The organism is Scardovia wiggsiae, from assembly GCF_051045985.1.
Lineage (GTDB): Bacteria > Actinomycetota > Actinomycetes > Actinomycetales > Bifidobacteriaceae > Scardovia > Scardovia wiggsiae.
In genome coordinates, this window is the sequence record NZ_CP157350.1 from 114,642 (window position 1) to 136,576 (window position 21,935).

Consider the following 21,935-nt stretch of genomic DNA (forward strand, 5'->3'; position numbering starts at 1 on the left):
AGAAATAAAGCAGGTTAAGGCAACTATGGAAACTGAGCATACCAACCGGCAGGCCGTCGGGGGCCGCGCGGAAGCCGCAATGCAGGGCAGCGATACCAGGCAGGATACGCAGGTGCAGGCTGCTGCTTCTCTCAATGCCCCTGCTGCTCGCATCCCTGCCTCTGCTTCTGCCTCCGGGCCGGCACCGGGCACCCGCCGTGCACTGAATGTACTGGGCAGCACGGTCAGGTTCCTTGCGGATCCGGCTGCGCTGGTTTTCGGTGTTATTGCCGGCGGTCTTGCCTGCCTGAGCTGCGTAGTTGACGGCCTTGCACAGTTTGAGGGCTCTTCGGCGCCATATTTGAGGACTGTCGCGGTTGAGCGCGGAGTCGTTTTCGGTATCGCGGCATATCTGGTAGCACTGGTTATTTTCCGCTGGGCGGATTGGACGAAGCGCCGCGGCAGCGGTACCCGCAGCACCGGCATCAGCGGCGGTACCAGCAGCGATAGCGTTAGCAGCTTCCGGGGCGGCAGCTTCTCGGATAGCGGGAGCCGGCTGTCACGGTTTACCGCACATGTTTTTGGACGTATGCAGCCTGTAACGTTCGGCGCAGCCGCTAAAAAATATCTGCTTATTTTCTGGACAGCAATAGCCGTCAGCTGGATCCCCTGGCTTATGGTCTATTGGCCGGGCGCCCTCCGCGACGATACGCTTGCGCAGTATTTCCAGTCGCAGGGGTACCACGGCTATTATACCCGCCACCCTCTTATGGGGACCTTTATCTTCGGCCTGTTCTGGCGGATAGGCCAGGCGATGGGGAATGTCTTTTATGGGCTGATGGTGTATACCATAATCCAGACAGCCTTCCTTTCCCTGGCATGCGCTCTTGTACTGTGCTACATGCGCAAGCGCGGTGTCCCTGCTGCCGTACTGTGGCTCACTATGGTATTTTTCACCACAGGATATGTCGTTGCCGGGGTCGTACCGACTATGAGCAAAGATTCGTTGTGGGCGATCGTTATGGCTCCGCTGGCGCTGATATTTATCGAAGCATGCCTGACGCGCGGGCAGGTGCTCAGGCGCTGGCCGGTACTGGTATCTTTTATGATCCTCGCCGCTTCCTTCCTGGCAATCAAGCGTACGGGGATCGAAATACTTGCAGTTTCCGGTATCTTTCTGATTGCTGCAGTGCTGGCCCCCGGCTGCAGGGTAAAAGCGGCAGGCAGCGGAAAACAGGCAGGAGCCATCAGCACAGCCCCGGACTCCGCGCAGGCCAAACCCGGATATACCGCTGCCGCAGCAGGCGCACTGCGTCCGCGCCGCCCCCGCCGTGCTATCATACAGGTCCTGTGCGCGCTTGTTATCCCAATGGCAGCAGTGCTTGGCATCTGGGATCCGGTCTCAGTGAAACTGGCGGGGGCAGCCCAGTGGCCGCCGCTGGAACTGTACGGCTTTTTCTCCCAGCCGATCGCCAGGGTAGGGAGGTATAATCCGGCCGGCCTGGCGGATTCCGACCGCCGGGAGATCAATACGTATATGAAGCTGTCTGATGCGGTGGAGTTTTATAACCCTTCCCGTGAAGACGAAACGATGTACACAATAAAATACAAAATTGTTTCGCAGCACAGGGCGGATTTCATCAAACTGTGGCTCAGGATCGGGCTTAAGGATAAGCGGAATTTCAAGGAATACGCCAAAGCATACGCATTTGTGTGGCAGCCTTGGTTCTCTACCCAGAAACCGTTCGTATACCCTTCATCATCTGCATATCTGTTCGATGAAGCATACATGGCCCAGTGGGGGAGGGAAGTGCATGATCCCCGGCTCGCCGAGCGTGCGCTTGCGCCGCTGAGGGACGGTGACCGGGGAGCTTCAGATGCAAAACGCGAATGGCAGCTTTGCGCGGCGAAGTATTTCAAAAATCGTGCTGAAAGTTCCGATGAAGCCAGAGCAAGGCTTCTGGAATGCCAGGCCCAGGGGAGCCGGTGCGCTGTGCCGCTTGAGAAACAGCCCGAAGCGCTGTCTGACAGGGTGCTGCAGCAGATCGATATTTTCTTCAGTTCTATGGGGCTGTATGTAACGCTGATCCCGCTGGCAGCAGGGTTGTACCTGCTGACGCGCAGGCGCTGGCTGGCGCTGGCGGCATGGGTGTTCCTGCTTATGTTTGTGCTCCAGCTTATCGCATCGCCCGCTGCCCTGTACTGGTACCCCGTTCCGCTCTATTTCGTGCTGCCTGCATTCGCGGGGCTGATTTTTGATAAAAGCGGCAGGCAGCAAAAAGCCGGGACCAGATGACAGGTCAGCTTTCATTTTCGCAGACGGTAAAACAGCTGGCAGGGATCACTAAAGGATATAGGGCTGTTTTATGCACCCTGATCGTACTGTCGCTGATACAGTCGCTGGCCGAGGCTTCGCTGCCGGTAGGGCTCGGGATACTGGTCAACGCTGTTGGCAGGCATAATATAAGCGGCTTTGCAGCAATAAGCATATTCCTTGTGCTGGCCGTACTTATACGTATCACAGCTTCAGTATCTGCCCATATCATTGGTACAAAAACAGGCATAGATATCAGGGTCCGGCATAAGGAAACACTTGCCGGGCATGTGATCTCTCATAGGGAGGTAGCAGGCGCAGGGCTGTCTGCAGGGGATATTATTGAGGTGGCGGAAGATGATATCGGTGCGATCGCTGACGGATTCTCTGCAATTGAATTTACTGTTGTGGGGATTGGGACTTATATTGCTGCAGGGATTTATTTGCTCACTCAATCATGGCGTGTGGGGGTATCTATCCTTATAGCAGTTCCCGTGCTGTGCCTCCTTTTGCCCAGGGTATTGGGCAAGCTGCGGGGCTATCTGTCCGATTACCGAAAAACGGCGGGGACTGTAACGTCAATGGCCGAAGATGCAGCCACCGGGCACAGGGTCCTTTCAGGTATACAGGGGCGCGGTGCCTTCCTTGAAAGCTATCGCAAAACGTCTCTGGAGATGAAGCGTAAAGGCCTTGACGTTGCAAATATGCGGGCGCTGATCGACGGTTTGCGCGAACTTATCCCTGCGCTGGTACTGCTGGCTGTCCTTGGAATGGCTTTGCTGCAATGGCAGGCAGGCTGGATGGATGCCGGTCAGCTGGTGTCCTTTTATGGGCTGGCTACCTATCTGCTTCAGCCTGTAACATCTGTGATCTCGGCTTTGCAGCGTCTTGTCCCGGCAGCTGTAGGCCTGGAGAGGGAGCAGAATGTGCTTTCATCAGGCCGGGAACCGCGCAGCGGGACGGATGCCATACCGGCAGTGAGAGAAGTTTCTGATCCCCAGACCGGGCTTCGGATATCCGCAGGGTATTCGGTAGTATTTGCGGATACTCTGTCAGAGATGCGTAATATTGCTGAACGGCTGGCGGGCGCTGACAGTAGAGGTGAGGGCCGGGTAAACGGTATCCCTTATAATACGTATTCTGAAACTGCTATCCGCAGGACGGCGATTTTAGCAGATACTGATGCGATGCTGGTAAGCGGTACGTTATCGCAGATACTGGGCGGCAGCAGGTATTCGGAGGAAGACAAGATACATGCTTTGCGGGAGGCTTCCCTTGGGGAGCTGGCTGACCGCTCAGAGAATAGGCTGGACCAGTATATTGCTGATGGCGGGCGTAACCTTTCCGGCGGCCAGCGCCAGCGTCTGGTACTGGCCAGGTCGCTGATCCCGGACCCTCAGGTCTTAGTTCTGGTGGAACCTACAAGTGCACTTGACACGGTTACCGAGGATGATGTTATAAAGCAGCTGTACCAGGACCGCAGGGGTGCTGTTACTGTCGCAGTTACGCGGAGCCCGGCCCATATGCTGCAGGCCGATACCGTGTTCTGGATACGGGATGGCGCAGTATTCCTGAACGGGGCGCACAGGGAATTGATGAAAAATCGTGAGTATCGGGAAATGTTTATGGGACTGGAGGAGATATGACAGTAGCTGATAATACCTCCAGTTTCCATTTGCCTGTAGCTGATTCTGCTGCGACCAGACGGCGCGTGCTGGAAATAGTAAAAGGGAACAGGCGCGAACTGGCTGCGCTTGTTGTCCTGCATGTTTGTGCTATAGGTATGGGGATACTTTCTCCACTGTTGTTTGGCTGGCTGATCGACACGGTTACCGGAGCGCCTGTCCCTCTGAAAATAAATATATGGATACTGTTTTCCCTGCTGTGTATGGCTTTGGCATTGCAGGCATTCCTGACATGGTGTGCCCAGCGTGCATCATGGCGCTTTGGCGAAAATATTTTTATGCGTCTGCGCAATGATGTTATTGACGGTGTGACGCAGCTTCCTCTAATAACTGTTGAGCGGGCAGGGCGAGGGGATATCATAGCCCGGACAACGAATGATATTGATGCTGTTTCTGAAGCAGTCAGGGTAGGCCTTCCTGAAAGCCTGGTGGCAGCCCTTTATGTGCTGTTCGCCTCAGCTTCGTCTTTTATGCTGGATTGGCGTATTGCGCTTGTCTCAGTAGCAGGGTTGCCTTTCCTGTTTTTTGCTACACGGTGGTATACCAACCGGTCGCAGCATGCGTATGAGAGGGAGCTGCGCAGCCATGGGGAATTTGATTCTATTTCCAGCGAGGCGATTGAAGCTGCCCGTACGATTGATCTGCTCAATGACTCGGAGAGGGTCTCTGCCGGCCTTAGACACGGAGCGCAAAGTGTTTCTAAGGCTGAACGGTATACGCTTTCCCTCCAGCAATGGTGGTTCCCTATGGTGCAGCTCGGATACTATCTGCCTTTTGCACTTGTAGCTGCTGTCGGGGGTATTATGTCGCTCAACGGACAGGCTAGTATCGGTACCGTTGTTGCAATAACTATGAATACTCAGCTGGTGGTAGACCCGTTGGATGACCTTCTGTATTGGGCCGACCAGCTGCAGCTGGCATGGGCTGCGCTGAGGCGTATGTCCGGTGTCTCTGTGCTGCGGGAGGCCAGTTGCGCAGATGGAAGATACCGGGATAGCGGCTCATCAGGAGGATGCGTAGTTAAGGCCGATAATCTGTGCGTCGAATATGAAAAAGGAAATCCCGTGATACAGGGGGCCAGCCTAAAAATATCGGAAGGTGAGCATGTGGCTCTGGTCGGCTCATCGGGGGCGGGGAAGACCACGCTCGCTTTGGCATTGTGCGGGCTTATATCCCCATCCGGAGGCAGTGCTGAAGTGTTTTACCCTTCATCTGGGCTGCAGGGCAAAAAGCCCCGCATAATGTTTGTAGCACAGGAGCCGCAGATATTTACGGGCACACTGCGCTTCAATCTGCTGCTTGCCGCCCCGGGTGCAGATGATAGCGCTATACGCAGAGCCCTTGCTTATGCAGATGCTTCAGGGCTTTATGACCGCCTGGATGATGATGCGGACAGCCTTGAGCTTGACCCTGTTGCCCGACAAAAAATCGCGCTGGCACGGGTATCTTTGGCTGATCCGGATTTTGTGGTTCTTGATGAAGCGATGTCGATGTTTTCCCTTGCTGAGGCTAAACACAGCGAACAGTTATTTGAAGAGGTCCTTAAAGGGAAAACTGTGATCATTATCGCCCACCGGCTGCACACGGCGATGGGCTGCGACAGGGTGATAGTCATGGACCACTGCTGTATCGTTGAGCAGGGGCCTCCTGAGAAGCTGAGGGATTCAGGAGGTAAATTCTCTGCGCTCTACGGGAAGATGGGACAAAGGTAAAGCAGGATCAGAGCATGCCCTGAATATGGAAAATATGGAGGAGCATGGTGCTTTGGATAAAATCGGGGACAAAGCCGGGGAGCCGCCCGCTGCTGCGGGAGTTATCACCCCGTGTTCTGCAGCCCTGCCGCCACGCCTGATACTGTGCACAGGATCAGGTATATATAATCTGCTGTCTGGGATTCGTTAAGCTCAGATTTACTGTCCTGACGGCGCAGGGACCTTAGGGCCCGTACCTGTGCAAGGGACAGGGCGTCTACATACGGCGAACGGATGCGGATGGCCTGCCCGAGGATATGCCGGTGCTCCAGCGGCCAGTCGTCGCCCGTAATGCGCAGCACCCATTCCCGTGTCAGCCTCATTTCGTCCAGGACTTCTTTTTTCAGGTCTTCGCGTTCGCCCAGGTCAAGATACATATGCGCAATATGGCTGTCTGTCTTGGCAAGGGACATTTCGATGTTGTCGATGAATGTGCTGAACAGCGGCCACTGCCGGTAGGCTTCGCGGAGCTCGCTGAGGTTGCCGAAACGCTCGCATGCCGTCCCCAGCCCATACCATGCGGCAAGGTTGATGCGTGCCTGTGCCCATGAGAACACCCATGGGATCGTGCGCAGGTCGTCAAGCGATTTGGCCCCGAGACCGCGTTTTGCAGGGCGTGAGCCTATGGGGAGAAGGCCGATTTCGGTCAGCGGTGTCACAGTGGAGAACCATGGTGTGAAATCCTGCGAGTTCAGCAGCCCTACGTATTTTTCACGCGATGCACGGTCCAAGGTGTCCGCCATCCCGGCGTATTTCCCGGTCATGTCAGTATTGGTCTTTTCGGTGCTGGGGGCTGACTGCAGAAGCGTTGCTGATGCAATGGCCTCAACGTGCCGGGCTGCCAGTATCGGGTTCCCGTAGCGTGCAAAAATGACTTCGCCCTGTTCTGTGACTTTGAACCGGCAGTTTACGGAGCCTGACGGCTGCGCAAGGACTGCGCGGTTCGCGGGACCGCCGCCGCGCCCTACAGCGCCGCCGCGCCCGTGGAAAAGCGTTATATCAATGCCGTGGCCCTTTGCCCATTCGGCTATCCGCCCCTGCGCGCGGTGGAGCGCAAGGGTCGCTGAAGTAGGTCCGGCGTCTTTTGACGAATCCGAGTACCCGAGCATGACTTCCATACGGTTGTCTGTCGCCTTCAGCCGTGCTTTGACTTCAGGTATCCTGATGATCTCTTCGAGTACATCTACGGAATTCTCCAGGTCTTCCAGCTGCTCGAACAGGGGGATAACATCAAGGGTCGGCGCATTCTTGGGGTCGGCGAAAGCCAGGCGGTTGAGCTCGTAGACATCTTTGACATGCTGCGCAGTTTTGCAGAAAGATATGATGTACCGTCCGGCAGCTTTCCTGCCGTTATGTTTCTGGATCGCCCCCAGTGCGCGGAATGTGCTCAGCACTTCCTGGGTCATAGGCTCAAGCGTCCCCCGCTCGCCGTGCAGCCCGTGCTCGCGGATATCCTCCAGGGCCCGTGTATGCACAATGGAATGCTGGCGGAATTCCATTTCGACCATATGGAATCCGAAGGTTTCGACCTGCCAGATAAGTGTTTGGACCGGTCCGTAGGCGCTGCGTACTGCCCCGGCTTCGGCGAGGGATTTCTGCACGGTTTTCAGGTCGTCAAGGAACTCCTCATAACCTGTGTACATAAGGTCGGCATTGCGGTCTTTGGTTGCCCGCAGACGGTCGGCCATAACAAAAAGGCAGGCTCGGTGCGGCTCGCGGCTTGAGATAAGCTCTGCGTGGCTGGTCAGTTTTTCACTCAGCTCCTTTTGCCTGCTCCATAGTGCAAGGAGCTGTGCGTTTGCCGGTGTGGTCCGGGATTCGAGCGTCAGGTTCCGGCCCACTGTGTACGTTGCCTCGGCAAGGGTTTCCACCATGTGGCCGTAGAATTTGTCGGCAACTTTCCGGCTGACTTTTGCTGTTACATTAGGGTTGCCGTCGCGGTCTGAGCCTATCCAGCTTCCGGGGTGGAAGAAAGCAGGGCATACGGAGGCGACTGTGCCTGCTTTTTTGCCGAGCATCCAGTTGTCAAACCGGCGGTAGACTCTGGGGATCATAGCAAACAAAGTGTTATCGAAAATATCAAGGATGGTATCGGCTTCTTCTACGGGGGTCGGCTTTTTTGCAGCTATCGGGGAAGTGCGGAACAGTGAATCGATTTCACTGTATATTTCACGGTCGTTTTCTGTGCGAAGGGAGCCGCCTGTATGCCTGCGGACCGCCAGAAGGTTCGATATGCGGCGGATCTTCCCCTCTACGGCCTTGCGGCGTGCCTCGGTCGGGTGGGCGGTGAAGACTGGATGGAATTCCAGCTTTTCCAGGAGCTCACCTGCCCCGGCGGGGCCCACTTCGTCAATAAGCTGTTTATATGCAACCGACAGGGCATTCATGGGGTCGGTGGGGGACCCTGTTTCAACAGTGTTTTCGCGCGTAAGCAGTACGGAGACGCGGTAGTTCTCTTCGCACAGGTTCGCCAGGTGGAAGTATGTGGTGAAAGCCCGTGCCAGTGCCTGAGCCTCTTCCATAGAACTGCTGTCGATCAGGGAGACAGCTTCTTTCATACCCCGCACCGCTGCATCATGGAAGTCAGGGGAATCTGCAGCATTGTGGAAGCGCTCCTCGTTCGCCACTATAACATCTTCCCTCAGGGCATCAAACATCTTAAGGATATGCGGGTTGTATTCGCCTAAAATAGTCCGCAGCATATCGAGGACGAGATCCATATCTTCGCGGAGCCCGGGGGGGAGCGGCTCTTCCTCGCTCGCGAGCTGCGCATTAACGGCAACGAACTGGCGGGTAGGGCTCTGCCCATCTGCATTGCGCAGCGCATCTGCGCCTGTATCTGTCCCGTTCGTGCTGATATCTGATCCTGCCATAATGGCCCCTTTCGCGTCTTTTCCGGGTTGCCTGTCTGCCAGCGTGCACACTCATATGTGCGGGCTGCGGCGCTCCTGTGCCATGGCCATGGACTATGCCGGCCGTCCCAGGCCCAAAGCCCGTAAAAGCGACTGTTAGATCTGAATAGCTAGGTCTTATTGTAGGAGGTGAGGCTTACGTTTCCTGGGCGCTGTCTCAGTATGCGTCCCTGTGATCCCTTAATATCCCCTGAGGATCCCACTTGTATCCCATAGCTCGTAAATAATGCATATAGGTGTTTAATGTACCTCTGGACAGGAAAATAGCTGTACCGGGTTCCACGCCGAAATAATTTCGTGTCGTTAACAGGTTTTCCACCTGGTTATCCACGAAATGTGGAAAACTCTTAGTTTCATTCACCGGGAAACGCACGGAATGTGGATAAGTAAGAATGTATTCCACGTGTGTTTCCACAGGCAAAAAGGACATGTGGATATCTAGGGCCTCTATAATTACTATGTTCCGATTACAATCAAGATATGCATCAGAATCCGGATTATGCCAGTTACCCAGCTTCGCGCACAGCGCAGGCCTCGCAGGCTGGCGGCTTTAATGCGCCAGGGGATAGCGGCAGTTCCCTTTTTGACCGTGTCCCTCCGCATGATCCTGCAGCAGAGATGGCGGTGCTCGGCGGCATGCTGATGAGCAAGGAGGCGGTCGGCGAAGTCAGCGAGCTTATCGTATCTTCGGATTTTTATGATCCTAAGAACCAGATGATTTTTGATACTGTCATCAAGCTGTACAGCTCCTCTCAGCCGGCTGATGTCATTACGACAGTCAATGAGCTTACGCGCAATGGGGAGATAGAGAAGGTCGGCGGCTCGGAATATGTGCACCAGCTGGTTGAATCTGTCCCTACTGCTGCGAACGCATCATTCTACGCAAATATCATCCACGAACAGGCGATCCTGAGGGAAGTTATCCAGGCCGGCACCAGGATCACCCAGCTGGGATATTCTGCTGACGGGTCCCAGGCGGAAGACATCGTCAACCTGGCCCAGGCCCAGGCATATGAGCTTGGCAACGGCAATGTCCGGCAGGATTATAGGTCATTTATCAGTGTTGCAGATGAAACGCTCAAGCAGCTTGATGATATCCAGCAGGGGAATATCCCGCTGGGCGTCAAAACAGGGTTCAGGGATATCGACGATCTGACCCAGGGGCTTCAGCCGGGGCAGATGATAGTAGTCGCCGGCCGCCCTGCAATGGGCAAGTCCACGCTTGGGGTTGATTTCGCCAGGTCGGCCGCCCTGCGCCAAGGGCTGACAACTATAATATTCTCCCTGGAAATGAATTCGATCGAACTCGCACAGCGTATCCTTTCAGCGGAAACCAATATTCCCCTGAGCGCTTTGCGCAAGCCGGACGAGATCACGCCGGAACGGTGGGGGGTCCTCAACAGTACTTTTGATAAACTCCATGATGCGCCGCTGTTCATTGATGACTCTCCTAATATGTCCCTTATGGAGATCCGCGCTAAATGCCGGCGCCTCAAGCAGACAGAAGACCTCAAGCTTGTTGTTATCGATTACCTCCAGCTTATGAGTTCCGGGAAAAAGGTCGAATCAAGGCAGCAGGAAGTGTCTGAGTTCTCCCGTGCGCTGAAGCTCCTGGCCAAAGAGCTGGGTGTGCCTGTTGTTGCCCTCTCCCAGCTCAACCGCGGGTCTGAAATGCGGCAGGACAAGATCCCCCAGCTGGCTGACCTGCGTGAATCCGGCTCTATTGAACAGGATGCCGATGTGGTTTTCCTCGTCCACCGTCCGGATTTCTATAATAAGGAAGACCGCCCGGGCGAAGCAGATATTATTATGGCGAAGCACCGTAATGGCCCTACCGGGACTTTCCAGCTGGCTTTCCTGGGGGCGAATGCAAAGTTCAATGATATGCCGAAGGACTACCAGCAGGGGGTATAATACGATGGCTGTTACGATCCTGACCCCCCTTATCGGCAAAGCAGTACGGGCACTGACCCGTCTCCGCGGCGGCGGTACTGCATTCCCCGGCAAGGTCATTGAGTCGATAGACCGCGATTTCCTCCATAGGACGCTTGGACAGCTGCCTTTCGGGGTCGTCCTTGTTTCAGGGACAAACGGCAAAACCACAACGACCCGTATTATCTCTTCTATGTTGAAGGATCTGGGCCTTAAGGTTTTCACCAACCCTACAGGATCGAATTTTACCCGGGGGGTGGCTTCCGCCCTTATAGACCGGGTGGATCTGCGCGGAAAGGTCAATGCCGATATTGCCGTGCTTGAACTGGACGAAGCGTATGCGGTGCATTTCGTTGAGCAGGTAAAACCGCAGTATACGCTTTTGCTGAACGTTATGCGGGACCAGCTCGACAGGTTCGGGGAGATCGATACTACGGCACGGCTGCTCGCCCATGCTGCCGGTGCTACAGGCAGGGTCCTGGTGCTGAACCGTGAAGATTCGCGTATCTCTGCGCTTGCTGAAAAGACCCCCTCCGGCACTCGCGTCAGTTATTTTGGCCTGTCTGATACGCTTACCGGTTTTTTCCCCAGCGATGATGATATGCATGACAGCGACAGCCGCAGTGCCGGCGATACAGGGGATACGGAGCCTGCACATCCTGTACAGCAGCATTCTCCCGCAGCGCATAGCCTGCCGGCTGATGTCGTGCTCACCGGAGTAGACGGCCATACTGCCTCGTATACCATTGGGGACGTTTCGTATACACGGACGCTGCGGCTGGAAGGTGTGTATAACCTGTATAATGCTGCCGCTGCGCTGGGAGTGGTCCGTGCTGTGATGTCTGATGTTGACCGGCTGCGCGGCAGCCATACAGGCAGCGGGCAGATGCTGGACGCACTCGCTGCAGTCACCCCTGCTTTTGGCCGCGGTGAAACGGTATATATCGGCAGTACGCCTGTTGAAATGATCCTGGTAAAGAACCCTATGGGCTTCAGGCTTGCGCTTAAGTCATTCCCTGCTGAAGGCAGTGCGACGATGATCATTATCAATGATGAGTATGCGGACGGGCGTGATATGAGCTGGCTGTGGGATGTTGATTTTACGAGCCTTGCGGAAACCGGTGTTGCAGCAGTTTCCGGAGTCCGTGCCGATGATATGGCTCTGAGGCTGGCATACGATTCGGTGCCAAGCGCACCGGCAGACAGTTCCATCAGCCGTGCTGTCCGCAATTTTGTGAAAACCGATCCTGAAAAGCCGCACCACATATACTGTACCTATACTGCCATGCTTGCCGCGCGTAAAGTGCTGTCGCAGATCACCAGAGTTGAGGATGTGGGATTATGAGTACCGGCAGGAAACAGCTTGATATCGTAAGCCTCTATCCCAAAGACATGAATATTTATGGGGATTTCGGCAACCTCAAGGTGATCGAACAGCGTACACGGTTGTATGGGTATGAACCGCGGATCCACATGTATAACGTTGGGGATGCATGGCCTGCGCGCGCTGACCTCATTGTTGGGGGCGGCGGGCAGGACCATGGGCAGGTCAGTGTGAGCAAGGACCTTTTTACGGTCAGCGATACCCTGCACACGCTTGCCGATGACAGTGTCCCCATCCTTGTCATCTGCGGGCTGTATCAGCTCTTCGGGCATTATTTCGAGACTGTTGATGGGGCACGGCTTTCCGGGATCGGTATCCTCGGCGTGCATACGGTTGGCCAGAAAGTGCGCATGATTGGGAATATTACCGAGCATACTGCCAGGTTCGGCGACGTTATAGGGTATGAGAACCATTCAGGGCAGACATTCCTTGATGACCCTTCGCATGCATGGGGGACAGTAGACGGCGGCGGTATGGGGAATAACGGTGAAGACCATACTGAGGGGGCTGTATACAGGAATGTTATCGGGACATACCTGCACGGATCCCTTCTCCCCAAGAACCCGGCTGTTGCCGACCATCTTATTAGGACAGCGGCTGCTAACCGTTATGGGAATTTTGAAGACCTGGGCGGCAGCGATGAGAAGGCACAGCTGGAAAAGCTCAACAGCCTTGCCGATGCTGCACGTAAAACAGCAATGGCAAGGCCGCGCTGAAAAGAGGCATGCTGAAGGCTTTATTAATCCCAGCTGCTCGTGCGTGAAGAAGCTCGGGAAGATGGGGCGGCTGACGGGCTGGAAGGACCTTTGCTATTTGCGCTGTACTGCATGTCATTTCTGGCATCCCGGCCCTCCCCGTCTTTGCGGCTTTTACGCGATAATCTGCTGAAAAGGCCTCCGCGCCCCGCAGAAGGCTGCCTGCTGCGTGATGATCCGTTATCCCTTGTAGCAGACCCGCTTTTTTTGATCCTGCGTGACTGCCCGAGATAATCTGTTATGCCTGCAATAAGGAGCGCTGCTCCGCTTATAACAGCGGTGATCCAATACCCGCGGGGCACGCGGAATGCCGGGATAACGAGGGACTCCACCAGAAGCACGATACCTACGACGAACATCGGCGTATCGCCAAAAATCGCACTTCCGCTCAAATACATGATCCCTACGAGCGCACTGGCAAGGATGCAGTTTATAATACCCATGCCTGAAGCATTAAAATTATACTGTGCAGCTACTGTATTGAAAGCGAGCTCACAGACAAAGAAAGCCACACCCCAGGTGAGTGCCCAGATGCGTGAACCATGCAGGATATGCCGGGAAAGGGCATCACTGGCAGTATCGTTACGCCTCTGGCTGGCCCCGTAACCGATTATCACTGCGAAAACGACCGAGACCGTAATGCAGATTATGTACAGGATGTACCCCCATAAAGCTGTGCGCCCGAAGCTGTCTGTGGCGAAAGCAAGCAGACCGAAACCGAGGAGCCATGTAAATGCCCAGAAGAAATAGTACATCCATGTAGGCAGCCCGAACACGGAACGCATACCTGCAAAAAAGCCGGATGGCTGTGAAGGTGCCGGCGGATTCTGGCTACCTGTGCCGGCGGTGTCCCGGTTCGCTGTGCCGGCGTTTATTCCGGAAACGGTATGTAGCTGCCTGCCGGCAACCGTTGCATCGTCCTCATCGTTATAGTCCGCGTAGTCACCCGAAAAGCTGCCCGGTATGTCGCTGCGGGAGCCTCCCGCTGCTGCGCCCGGCATATCTCCCGGCCGCATTGAGGAACTCGTATTAGCCATGATTCTCCTAATCTGCGAAATGCTACTTCAAGTATATAGCAATACCGGATTGGGGGATGCCCCAGTCTTTTCCCCCCATCATTTATCTGTATTTTCCCCTCTTTCCTTGTCCCCGAAAAAATTAACCCTGGTGGTAAAACACGCAGATACAAAACCGGTTTTGCTGGTTTCCCGCAATTTCTATTTTTGTATCTGCGTGTTTTACCACCGGCACTGGCCCGGTAATGCCCATAAATCCATTACGGCAAAAATTATTCAAGGGTATAAAAAGAGGGTTCCTGTCCCCCTCCCAACAATCTGCAGCCCGTAAGGGCGAAGCCGTTGGGGAGAAACAGGAACCCTGTGTATGCGTTTATCAGCTATAATGCCTGCCGGCTACTCCAGCTCAAATGCACCGGTATACAGCTGGTAGTATTCGCCGCGCTGCTCAAGCAGCTGCTCATGTGTGCCGCGCTCAATGATCCGCCCGTGATCCATCACCATGATCACATCCGCATTGCGGATAGTGGATAGGCGATGCGCGATAACGAACACTGTACGGCCTTCCATCAGCGCATCCATACCAGCCTGGACTATCTGCTCAGTACGGGTATCAATGGAGCTGGTTGCCTCGTCAAGGATCATGACCGGAGGGTCAGCTACGGCTGCCCGGGCAATGGACACCAGCTGGCGCTGGCCCTGGGACAGGCCGCTCCCATCGCCTTTGAGGATGGTCTCATAACCGTGGGGGAGCATGCGGATAAAGCCGTCCGCATTCGCCAGCCTGGCTGCGGCGATGCATTCATCGTCAGTAGCATCCAGCTTGCCGTACCGGATATTATCCATCACTGTACCGGTGAACAGGTTAACATCCTGCAGTACGATGCCGAGCGACTGGCGCAGGTCTTTTTTGTTGATATCTTTGATATTGATGCCGTCGTACAGGATAGTCCCGCTGTCAATGTCGTAGAAACGGTTGATCAGGTTCGTTATAGTCGTCTTCCCCGCGCCTGTTGCCCCCACCAAAGCGACTTTCTGGCCCGGCTTCGCATACAGCGAGATATTGTGGAGGATCTCATGCCCCGGTTCGTAAGAGAAATTGACATCGTTGAACCGGATATCGCCGCGCAGCAGGGTATAGGCGCTGGCAGCCTTTTTCTTTGGCGTACCGGCGAGGGATGCCACACTGCTCGCCCTGTCCCTGGGGAGCATGCTTACACCCGTATTCGCTACTGTCACATTTGCCACATTACCGTCAACTTCCACGCCTTCAGGCACGCGCCACGCCCAGTTCTCGGTATGATGCGCTGCCTGTGTGATCGTGCCGTCTTCAGCAACATGCGCCTTGATAAGCGTTACATCGCCGGTATTGGTTTCCGGCTGCTCATCCAGGAGGCCGAATATACGTGATGCGCCGGCCAGCGCCATGAGGACGAAAGAGAACTGGTTGGATATCAGCCCGATCGGATTCGTGAAGCTGCGGGAAAGCGTGAGGAAGGAGATGATGCCCCCGATAGTGAGTGCATGGGACCCGGTAAGCGAGAAATTAGGGAAACCGCCCAGTGCTGATGCTGCACCGACAACAGCAAGGAGCACGTACAGGAGGTAGCTCATGTTATTGACCGCCGGCATGGTGATATTCCCGTAATAGTTTGCCTGTGAGGAAGCTTCGTACAGATCGGAATTCTTCCCGTCAAAAGTTTCCTGCGTGGCCTCTTCATGGGTGAAGACCTTGATGACCTTCTGCCCGTTGATGGCTTCCTCAATATAGCCGTTCACATCGCCCAGCCTGCGCTGCTGGCTGACGAAATACCGTCCGCTGGCTGCCGCGATCTTGCTGATCGCAATAAGCAGGATAACGGTAAAGACGATCAGGAACCCTGTCAGAGGTGCGCTGATGGCAAGCATTGCAAAAAATGCGGCCAGCATGCTCATGATTGAGGAGAACATCTGCGGGAAGCTTTGGGAAATAGCCTGCCGCAGGGCATCTGTATCATTCGTATAAAAACTCATCACGTCACCGTGCAGGTGGGTATCAAAATACTTGATGGGCAATGCCTGCTGGTGGACGAACATATCGTCGCGGATAGTTTTGAGTACGCCCTGTTCCACGCGCACGAGGATGCGGTTATACAGCAGGGTAGACAGTATCCCTGCGGTGAAGATGATAGCCATCACGCCAAGCGCCTGCACCAGCGGGATAAAGTTAGGGTTTGCCTTCCCTACAAGTGGGAGGATATAGCTGTCTATCAGCCGCTGGAGGAACAGCCCCATAGCTGCATTAGCCACAGCAGAGAGGATAATGCATACTACAACAACGCTCATCTGCCATCTGTAAGCGAAAATATACCGCATAAGACGGCTGAGGGTACCTTTCCTGATCCTGCTTCTCCGCGGTCCGCGGCTGCCGGGCCGGCCATAGCTGCCGGCCTCATTTCGGTTTTTTTTGATACCGGTATTATTCTGATTATTGCCAGTCACTTTTTTATCCTCATGTACCGGGCTGCCTGTTTCGCTGCCCGCGTGTGCTGTGTTCGGGGTTTCCGCGGGATTATTCGCCATCGCTGATCACCCCTGAATTATTCTGTGATTCGTAGATACTGCGGTATTCATCGGATGTCCGCAGGAGTTCGTTATGGTTCCCCTGGGCGGCTATATGCCCGTTATCCATCATGATGATATTGTCTGCGTTCTCGACTGAGGACAGCCGCTGGGCAATGATGATAATGGTGGTATCCGGTATCTCTGTAGCAAAAGCCTGGCGTATAAGGGCATCGGTTTTTGTATCTACTGCAGAGGTGGAATCATCAAGGATAAGGATCTTCGGCTTTTTAAGCAATGCACGGGCTATGCATAAACGCTGCTTCTGCCCGCCGGAAACGTTGGCCCCGCCCTGTTCAAGGTAGGTGTCGTACTTATCAGGGAAGCCCTGGATAAATTCGTCTGCCTGGGCGAGTTTTGCCGCCCGCATTACTTCTTCATCCGTAGCGTCAGGATTGCCCCACCTGAGGTTTTCAGCAACTGTCCCGCTGAACAGGACGTTCTTCTGCAGGACCATCCCGATACTCTGACGCAGGATATCCAGCTCATATCCGCGCACATCGGTGCCGCCCACCTGGACGGCCCCCTCAGATGCATCGTAGAGGCGGGGGATAAGCTGCACAAGGGAAGACTTCGCCGAACCGGTGCCGCCGACGATCCCCAGCGTTGTTCCGGAGGGGATGTCAAGGCTGATATCGGAGAGCACGGGTTTTTCTGAATTTTCGTTATACCGGAAGGTTACATGGCTGAAATATATGGATCCGTCCTTTACTTCCGATACGGGTTTTGCGGGGGTGGTAACTGTGCTCTCCTCGCGCAGTACGGCAGCAATGCGGCCTGTGGATGCGCGTGAGATGATAACCATAATGAAGATCATCGCCACCATCATCAGGGCCATCAGGATCTGAAGGGTGTAGGAGAACAGGCTTGTCAGGTTCCCTGTGGTCATCCCCAGGGCCTCATTATTCCCTGAATCCACGATCTGATGGGCAGCTATCCAGCTGAGCAGCAGGATAGTAGTGTAAATCGCGGTGTACATGGCAGGCATGATCCACGACAGGCGCAGTTCTGCCTTAACGAAAGAGTCATAAATGCGCTGCGAGACCTGCATAAACCTATTATCTTCGTAGCCTTCCCGGGTAAAGGACTTTACCACGCGCACGCCCGCAAGGTTTTCTTCAACTCTGTTATTGAGGCGGTCATACCGGCGGAATACCCGCACGAAAATAGGATGGACGCTCATCCCCAGGGCAACAAGGACTAATGCGAGAAGCGGTGCAACTACAAGGAAGATGAAAGAGATATCCGGGCTGATGCGGAAAGTGAACAGCCACGCAAAAATAATCATCAGAGGTGCCCTGAAAGCAATGCGGATAAGCATCTGATATGCATTCTGCACATTGGTCACATCTGTGGTAAGCCTGGTAACCAGGCTCCCTGTAGAGAAGCGGTCAATATTGGTGAAGGAGAATCCCTGTACTTTCCTGAACAGGTCGTGCCGCAGGTTTTTAGCCAGTCCTGCTGATGCGACCGCTGATGTTTTTCCTGCCCCTATGCCGAAAGCAAGTGAGATGAATGCTACAATAACAAGGATGATCCCCCACTTCCACACTTCGGACATGTTCCTTGCGCTTACGCCACGGTCAATAAGTATGGCCATAAGGAAGGGGATGAGCAGTTCCATTGCGACTTCGCCGGCAACCAGGAAAGATGTTGCCCAGGCAAATTTTTTGTAGTTGCGTACGGTCCCGTATACTGTTGAAAAGTCTTTTAGTGTTGCGCTGTTTCCGCTGCCGTAATCTCCGGCAGCGATGTCGTCTTCAGTCTGGCCGTCCTGGTCCTCGCGCATATCCGTATTCAGGCTGGAATGCGTATTGCTGTCCCTGCGGGCTGTAGCGCTGGAACGCTGTGTCATTTTTCCTCCATTACAATTGTGATTGTTACAGTTTAGCGGATTACTGCTGATATTTCTGCTTTCGGTGATTCCTGTGCAGCCCTTCCCGCCCGTCCCCAGGCCTGTGCCGTGCTGGAGCCGGCCTTTGCCCAACGCCATGTTTCCCCAGGTTGGCGCGCATCCGGAGGATGGCGGAAGTGACCTGCGAAACAGTGCCCGGGTCAATCCCTTCCAGCATCTGGCTTTGGACCAGGGCGCTCGCAGCGTCTATTTTGTTTGCGATGATAACGGCTTTTTTCGTCAAATGCAGCCGGATCTTGCGGGCATCGCGGGTGGAAGCGCTGCACGTGATCCAGCCCTTCTGCTCCATGAGCTTAATAACCCTGCTGCTTGTTGAGCGGGTGGTGGAGAAGCAGTCCCTTATATCGGACTGGTATGTCGGCACGCCTCGGGAATCGTTATGCGCAATAAGCATGATGATCCGCGCATTAGCCCCTGAAATGTCAGGGATCGCCTTGCCCAGGGCCTGTTCGGTGATATGGCCCATAACATTGAAGGCGAAGATCAGCGGCGGTAATCCGGAGCTGCCGCCATCATGGCCGGTATCGAGGCCTGCGGTGTCTGTGGTGTCTACAAGCATATGGGGCTGCACTTCCTGTCTTCTGTAGCGTATTGGTATTTCACTTTATGCGGATCAGTGGATCTTTAAGGCTCCACCAAGCATAGCATAAACGTTGTATATGCAGCATATTTCATCGTATCGGATAACGGCATGATGCCGGATTTCTGCGCCATCGGTGCAATAGGCTAGAATTAGAAGAGCAGCTGTGCGGATCCCCGTGGGATACCCTGCAGCTGCCGGACAGGAAAAATGGTGGAAACGCCGAAGGAGGCATATTATGGCAGAATCGGGTTTTGACTCTTTGTCTCACGCTGTGCGCGATATTTTTATGGCCGGTGTAGGGCTTGCTGCAACAGGTGTTGATAAGAGCAAAGAGGTCATTGATGACCTGGTGGAAAAAGGCAAGCTGACTGTGGAGCAGGGGCGCGAACTGAACAGCGAGCTGTCCCGGAAGGCTAAAAATAAGGCAGACAGCACGATCTCCGATGCACAGGACCGTTTGCTGCGGATGCGCCTGGCAGCCATGAATGACGATGAACGTAAAGAATATGTAGCGCGTGTATCCAGGATCGCTGAGAAGCTGAATGGCGGCAGCACGGAAGATACCGGCGATACCGGTGATGCCAGCGGCCTCCATGCGCCCGGCGACACTGCGCAGGAAGGCAGCCCGGACCCATCCGAAAAGAATGGCTGACCGTTCTGCCGGGGAATACCCGTTGCCCCGCCGCAGCGGTGTGCCGGCGGGGAAGCGCCATGTGCCCAGACACGTGGATACATCCAGTATGTATAAAGGCCGAAGGCATCGGCTCCAGTACAGGGGCCAGGAAGGCATGCCAGGCAGGAAGCAGCCGCGGGGGCGTCTCCATCGCCTTGCCCAGATAGTACGAATCACGCAGAAATACGGGGTCCCCTATAATGTGACGCCTGAAAAGCTGCGGATGGCCATGGAGGAGCTGGGGCCCACATTCGTTAAAGTCGGGCAGATCCTTTCCATGCGCTCGGAGATCCTTCCCGAAGAGTACTGCGCAGAACTGGCTAAACTTAAATCTGACGCGGACCCCATGCCCTTCCAGATCGTCCGCAAAACCCTTGAGCATGAGTATAACTGCCCGGTTGGGAAGGTGTTCAGCTATGTTGACCCCCAGCCTCTGGGGTCTGCATCCCTGGCGCAGGTCCACCGTGCAACGCTGATAACGGGTGAAGATGTTGCTGTTAAAGTGCAGCGCCCAGGTGTGCGTGAAACGATGGCACAGGATATCGAAATAATCCGTTCCGTAGCGCGCACGGCTACGAAAGTTGCATCGCAGAATACCCAGATTGTTGATTTTATGGGCGTAGTTGATGAGCTGTGGGATACTTTCCAGTCTGAGACTGATTTTATGGTTGAGGCTAAAAACTTGCAGGAGTTCAGGGGTTTTACTGAAAGTTATGCTTATATGGACTGTCCGAGGCCGTATATGCGGCTGTGCACGCAGCATATTGTGGTCATGGATTATATCGAGGGGACGCCTGTATCGCATCTTGGCCTGCTGAAATATGAAGGCTATGACCCGGATGAGATCGGCACAAAACTCGTTGATAACTATGCGACGCAGGTCCTTGACAAAGGGTTTTTCCACGCTGACCCGCATTCCGGCAATATTATTATCCGCGGCGGCCAGATAGTCCTTATTGATTTAGGCATGGTCGGCCGCATCAATGGCGAGATGCGCTCCATCCTCAGGCAGATGATATTCGCTGTGCCCCGCAAAGATTCGGTGACCCTTGAAGATGGGCTCCTGCGGCTGGCGGAAGTATCCCCAGGCGCCCTCCGTATTGACTGCGCTGCGCTTTTATCAGATATAGACCTGCTTATTGCCGATTTCGGGACTGTAGACCTGAATGACCTTGATATCGCTAAATTCATTATGTCCATGGTCCAGCTGGCATCGCGCAATAACCTGAAACTTCCGGGATCCATCACAACTGTTGCGCGGAGTATGGTAACGCTTGAAGGGCTTGTCAACAAGCTCATGCCTAAAACGAATATGATGGATATCATCACGCGACATGTGCTTTCTTCGCAAAAGCCTGAAGAGTATATCAAAGATGAAGCACGGAAACTGGGGCTTGAATCCCAGGGGGCGCTCCACGGGGCCCTTGGGGCTTTGGGCGAGGCTGGTACTGCTATGAGGATGCTTACGCGCGGGCAGCTGAAAACGAATATGGAACTGGTCGGGTCTGAAGAGCCTATACGCCAGCTGTCATTTATGGTTGACCGCCTGACTATGGCCCTGATAGTCGTCGGGCTCTATGTCGGATCGTCGATCGTGTATTTTGCGCGTATCCAGCCTGTGGTCTTTGGCATACCGATTATCGGGTTCATGGGATACGTAGTGGCATTCATCCTGTCTGCATGGATCGTCTTTGATATTATGCGCAAGAACCGCGAGCTCAAGCGTAAAGGCAAATCCGGCTGAGATTGCCTCCGGCTGGGCACGCGGTCCCCTAAGCTGTACTTTTCTTTCCTGCCCCTGTTTTTGTCCGGGCTGTCCATCCTGCTGCATGCTGTTTGCAGCTGCCTTTACTTTTTACGGCTGGCTCCTACCTGATGAAATCAAGGAATGCGGAAACCTGGCCTGCAATAGCTTCCCTATCGTCATCGCTGAGGATAAGCGTGTCAGTCTGCCATGATTCTGCTGAAAGGGGCACTGCGGCGATCGGCTCATCCATAACATCCATACCCGTGAACTTCCCCAGTTCCACAGCTTTAGGAAGGACACCTTCACGCGCCCCGCCGGCCGCTGAGCTTACAGTGAATTTCACGCCGTATGATATGGCGCTTTCCCTTACGCCCTTTTCGGTTCCACGGGAAATCCAGTCAAGAAGGTTTTTGACACGGCCAGGATACGAGGCATTATACTGAGGGGTAACAAGCCATACGCCGTCAGCCTCCTTGAAAGCCTTGCGGGCTTCTTCGACGCTTTCAGGTGCCGGGAATTCTTCATCCTGGTTGATGAACGGGATATTGCTGAAATCCAGGAACTCTGTTTCTGCGCGGTCCCCAATCTCTTTAACGATCTCACGCGCAAGCTGCGCATTGAAGGACCGTTTGCGGTCGGAACCGACGATCATAAGGATCTTGGACATAAGCTGCTCCTTTAAGTTTTG

At 54.6% G+C, this 21,935-nt stretch carries 14 protein-coding genes; 8 read left to right on the forward strand and 6 right to left on the reverse strand.

The features are described 5' to 3' along the window. Nucleotides 1–25: 25 nt before the first annotated feature. Genes ABKA16_RS00425 through ABKA16_RS00435 form a run of 3 tightly spaced genes read left to right on the forward strand, consistent with a single transcriptional unit; the run spans nt 26 to nt 5,690 of the window. Complete coding sequence (locus ABKA16_RS00425; RefSeq protein ID WP_380999768.1) at nt 26–2,275, forward strand: sortase B protein-sorting domain-containing protein; 2,250 nt, start codon at nt 26–28, stop codon at nt 2,273–2,275. After that, nucleotides 2,272–3,939 carry an ABC transporter transmembrane domain-containing protein gene (locus tag ABKA16_RS00430; protein ID WP_380999766.1) on the forward strand — a complete coding sequence of 556 codons (1,668 nt, stop codon included), beginning with the start codon at nt 2,272–2,274 and terminating at the stop codon, nt 3,937–3,939. The genes ABKA16_RS00425 and ABKA16_RS00430 overlap by 4 nt, the downstream gene beginning before the upstream one ends. Continuing rightward, nucleotides 3,936–5,690, forward strand: coding sequence for an ABC transporter ATP-binding protein (locus tag ABKA16_RS00435; RefSeq protein WP_380999765.1), 1,755 nt, complete (start codon nt 3,936–3,938; stop codon nt 5,688–5,690). Before ABKA16_RS00430 ends, ABKA16_RS00435 begins: the two co-directional genes overlap by 4 nt. 104 nt (nt 5,691–5,794) lie before the next feature. Here the strand turns inward: ABKA16_RS00435 and ABKA16_RS00440 are convergent, their stop codons facing one another. Next, entirely contained in the window at nt 5,795–8,602 is a 2,808-nt protein-coding gene (locus ABKA16_RS00440; protein WP_380999763.1) for a phosphoenolpyruvate carboxylase, read from the reverse strand. Nucleotides 8,603–9,121: 519 nt separating this feature from the next. Between ABKA16_RS00440 and dnaB the strand changes: the two genes are divergently transcribed. From dnaB to ABKA16_RS00455, 3 genes are read left to right on the forward strand one after another with little or no spacing between them, the layout of a single operon-like run. Further along, nucleotides 9,122–10,555 carry a replicative DNA helicase gene (gene dnaB / locus ABKA16_RS00445; protein ID WP_380999761.1) on the forward strand — a complete coding sequence of 478 codons (1,434 nt, stop codon included), beginning with the start codon at nt 9,122–9,124 and terminating at the stop codon, nt 10,553–10,555. A 4-nt stretch (nt 10,556–10,559) separates the two neighbouring features. Next, the gene (locus ABKA16_RS00450; protein WP_380999759.1) at nt 10,560–11,918 is read left to right on the forward strand and encodes a MurT ligase domain-containing protein; all 1,359 of its coding nucleotides are present in this window, start codon (nt 10,560–10,562) and stop codon (nt 11,916–11,918) included. Continuing rightward, nucleotides 11,915–12,673: a type 1 glutamine amidotransferase gene (locus ABKA16_RS00455; RefSeq protein ID WP_380999758.1), complete on the forward strand. Its 759-nt coding sequence runs from the start codon at nt 11,915–11,917 to the stop codon at nt 12,671–12,673. The genes ABKA16_RS00450 and ABKA16_RS00455 overlap by 4 nt, the downstream gene beginning before the upstream one ends. 23 nt (nt 12,674–12,696) lie before the next feature. Here the strand turns inward: ABKA16_RS00455 and ABKA16_RS00460 are convergent, their stop codons facing one another. From ABKA16_RS00460 to ABKA16_RS00475, 4 genes are all read right to left on the reverse strand, one after another. Further along, nucleotides 12,697–13,749, reverse strand: coding sequence for a protein TPRXL (locus ABKA16_RS00460; RefSeq protein ID WP_380999757.1), 1,053 nt, complete (start codon nt 13,747–13,749; stop codon nt 12,697–12,699). A 375-nt stretch (nt 13,750–14,124) separates the two neighbouring features. Next, nucleotides 14,125–16,290, reverse strand: a complete 2,166-nt coding sequence (locus ABKA16_RS00465) for an ABC transporter ATP-binding protein (protein ID WP_380999755.1) — start codon at nt 16,288–16,290, stop codon at nt 14,125–14,127. Further along, the gene (locus ABKA16_RS00470) at nt 16,280–18,184 is read right to left on the reverse strand and encodes an ABC transporter ATP-binding protein (RefSeq protein WP_380999753.1); all 1,905 of its coding nucleotides are present in this window, start codon (nt 18,182–18,184) and stop codon (nt 16,280–16,282) included. Before ABKA16_RS00470 ends, ABKA16_RS00465 begins: the two co-directional genes overlap by 11 nt. Nucleotides 18,185–18,224: 40 nt before the next feature. After that, nucleotides 18,225–18,803: a MarR family winged helix-turn-helix transcriptional regulator gene (locus ABKA16_RS00475; RefSeq protein ID WP_380999752.1), complete on the reverse strand. Its 579-nt coding sequence runs from the start codon at nt 18,801–18,803 to the stop codon at nt 18,225–18,227. A 259-nt stretch (nt 18,804–19,062) separates the two neighbouring features. On the opposite strand from ABKA16_RS00475, the gene ABKA16_RS00480 reads away from it, so the two are divergent. Together ABKA16_RS00480 and ABKA16_RS00485 are read left to right on the forward strand one after the other, a co-directional pair. Then, on the forward strand, nt 19,063–19,479 hold the full coding sequence (locus ABKA16_RS00480; protein ID WP_380999750.1) for a phasin family protein: 417 nt from the start codon (nt 19,063–19,065) through the stop codon (nt 19,477–19,479). A gap of 136 nt (nt 19,480–19,615) precedes the next feature. Continuing rightward, complete coding sequence (locus ABKA16_RS00485; protein WP_381000155.1) at nt 19,616–21,244, forward strand: ABC1 kinase family protein; 1,629 nt, start codon at nt 19,616–19,618, stop codon at nt 21,242–21,244. A gap of 124 nt (nt 21,245–21,368) precedes the next feature. Here ABKA16_RS00485 and ABKA16_RS00490 read toward each other — a convergent pair whose 3' ends face one another. Further along, the gene (locus ABKA16_RS00490; protein WP_380999748.1) at nt 21,369–21,914 is read right to left on the reverse strand and encodes an NADPH-dependent FMN reductase; all 546 of its coding nucleotides are present in this window, start codon (nt 21,912–21,914) and stop codon (nt 21,369–21,371) included. Between the last annotated feature and the right edge of the window lie 21 nt (nt 21,915–21,935).

Bases quoted from the DNA above. Each gene is read 5' to 3' on its own strand.
- ABKA16_RS00485 (WP_381000155.1), top strand. From the start codon at position 19,616: ATGCCAGGCAGGAAGCAGCCGCGGGGGCGTCTCCATCGCCTTGCCCAG.
- ABKA16_RS00470 (WP_380999753.1), bottom strand. From the start codon at position 18,184: ATGACACAGCGTTCCAGCGCTACAGCCCGCAGGGACAGCAATACGCAT.
- ABKA16_RS00455 (WP_380999758.1), top strand. From the start codon at position 11,915: ATGAGTACCGGCAGGAAACAGCTTGATATCGTAAGCCTCTATCCCAAA.
- ABKA16_RS00465 (WP_380999755.1), bottom strand. From the start codon at position 16,290: ATGGCGAATAATCCCGCGGAAACCCCGAACACAGCACACGCGGGCAGC.
- ABKA16_RS00460 (WP_380999757.1), bottom strand. From the start codon at position 13,749: ATGGCTAATACGAGTTCCTCAATGCGGCCGGGAGATATGCCGGGCGCA.
- ABKA16_RS00480 (WP_380999750.1), top strand. From the start codon at position 19,063: ATGGCAGAATCGGGTTTTGACTCTTTGTCTCACGCTGTGCGCGATATT.
- ABKA16_RS00490 (WP_380999748.1), bottom strand. From the start codon at position 21,914: ATGTCCAAGATCCTTATGATCGTCGGTTCCGACCGCAAACGGTCCTTC.
- ABKA16_RS00475 (WP_380999752.1), bottom strand. From the start codon at position 18,803: ATGCTTGTAGACACCACAGACACCGCAGGCCTCGATACCGGCCATGAT.
- ABKA16_RS00450 (WP_380999759.1), top strand. From the start codon at position 10,560: ATGGCTGTTACGATCCTGACCCCCCTTATCGGCAAAGCAGTACGGGCA.
- ABKA16_RS00435 (WP_380999765.1), top strand. From the start codon at position 3,936: ATGACAGTAGCTGATAATACCTCCAGTTTCCATTTGCCTGTAGCTGAT.
- ABKA16_RS00425 (WP_380999768.1), top strand. From the start codon at position 26: ATGGAAACTGAGCATACCAACCGGCAGGCCGTCGGGGGCCGCGCGGAA.
- dnaB (WP_380999761.1), top strand. From the start codon at position 9,122: ATGCATCAGAATCCGGATTATGCCAGTTACCCAGCTTCGCGCACAGCG.
- ABKA16_RS00440 (WP_380999763.1), bottom strand. From the start codon at position 8,602: ATGGCAGGATCAGATATCAGCACGAACGGGACAGATACAGGCGCAGAT.
- ABKA16_RS00430 (WP_380999766.1), top strand. From the start codon at position 2,272: ATGACAGGTCAGCTTTCATTTTCGCAGACGGTAAAACAGCTGGCAGGG.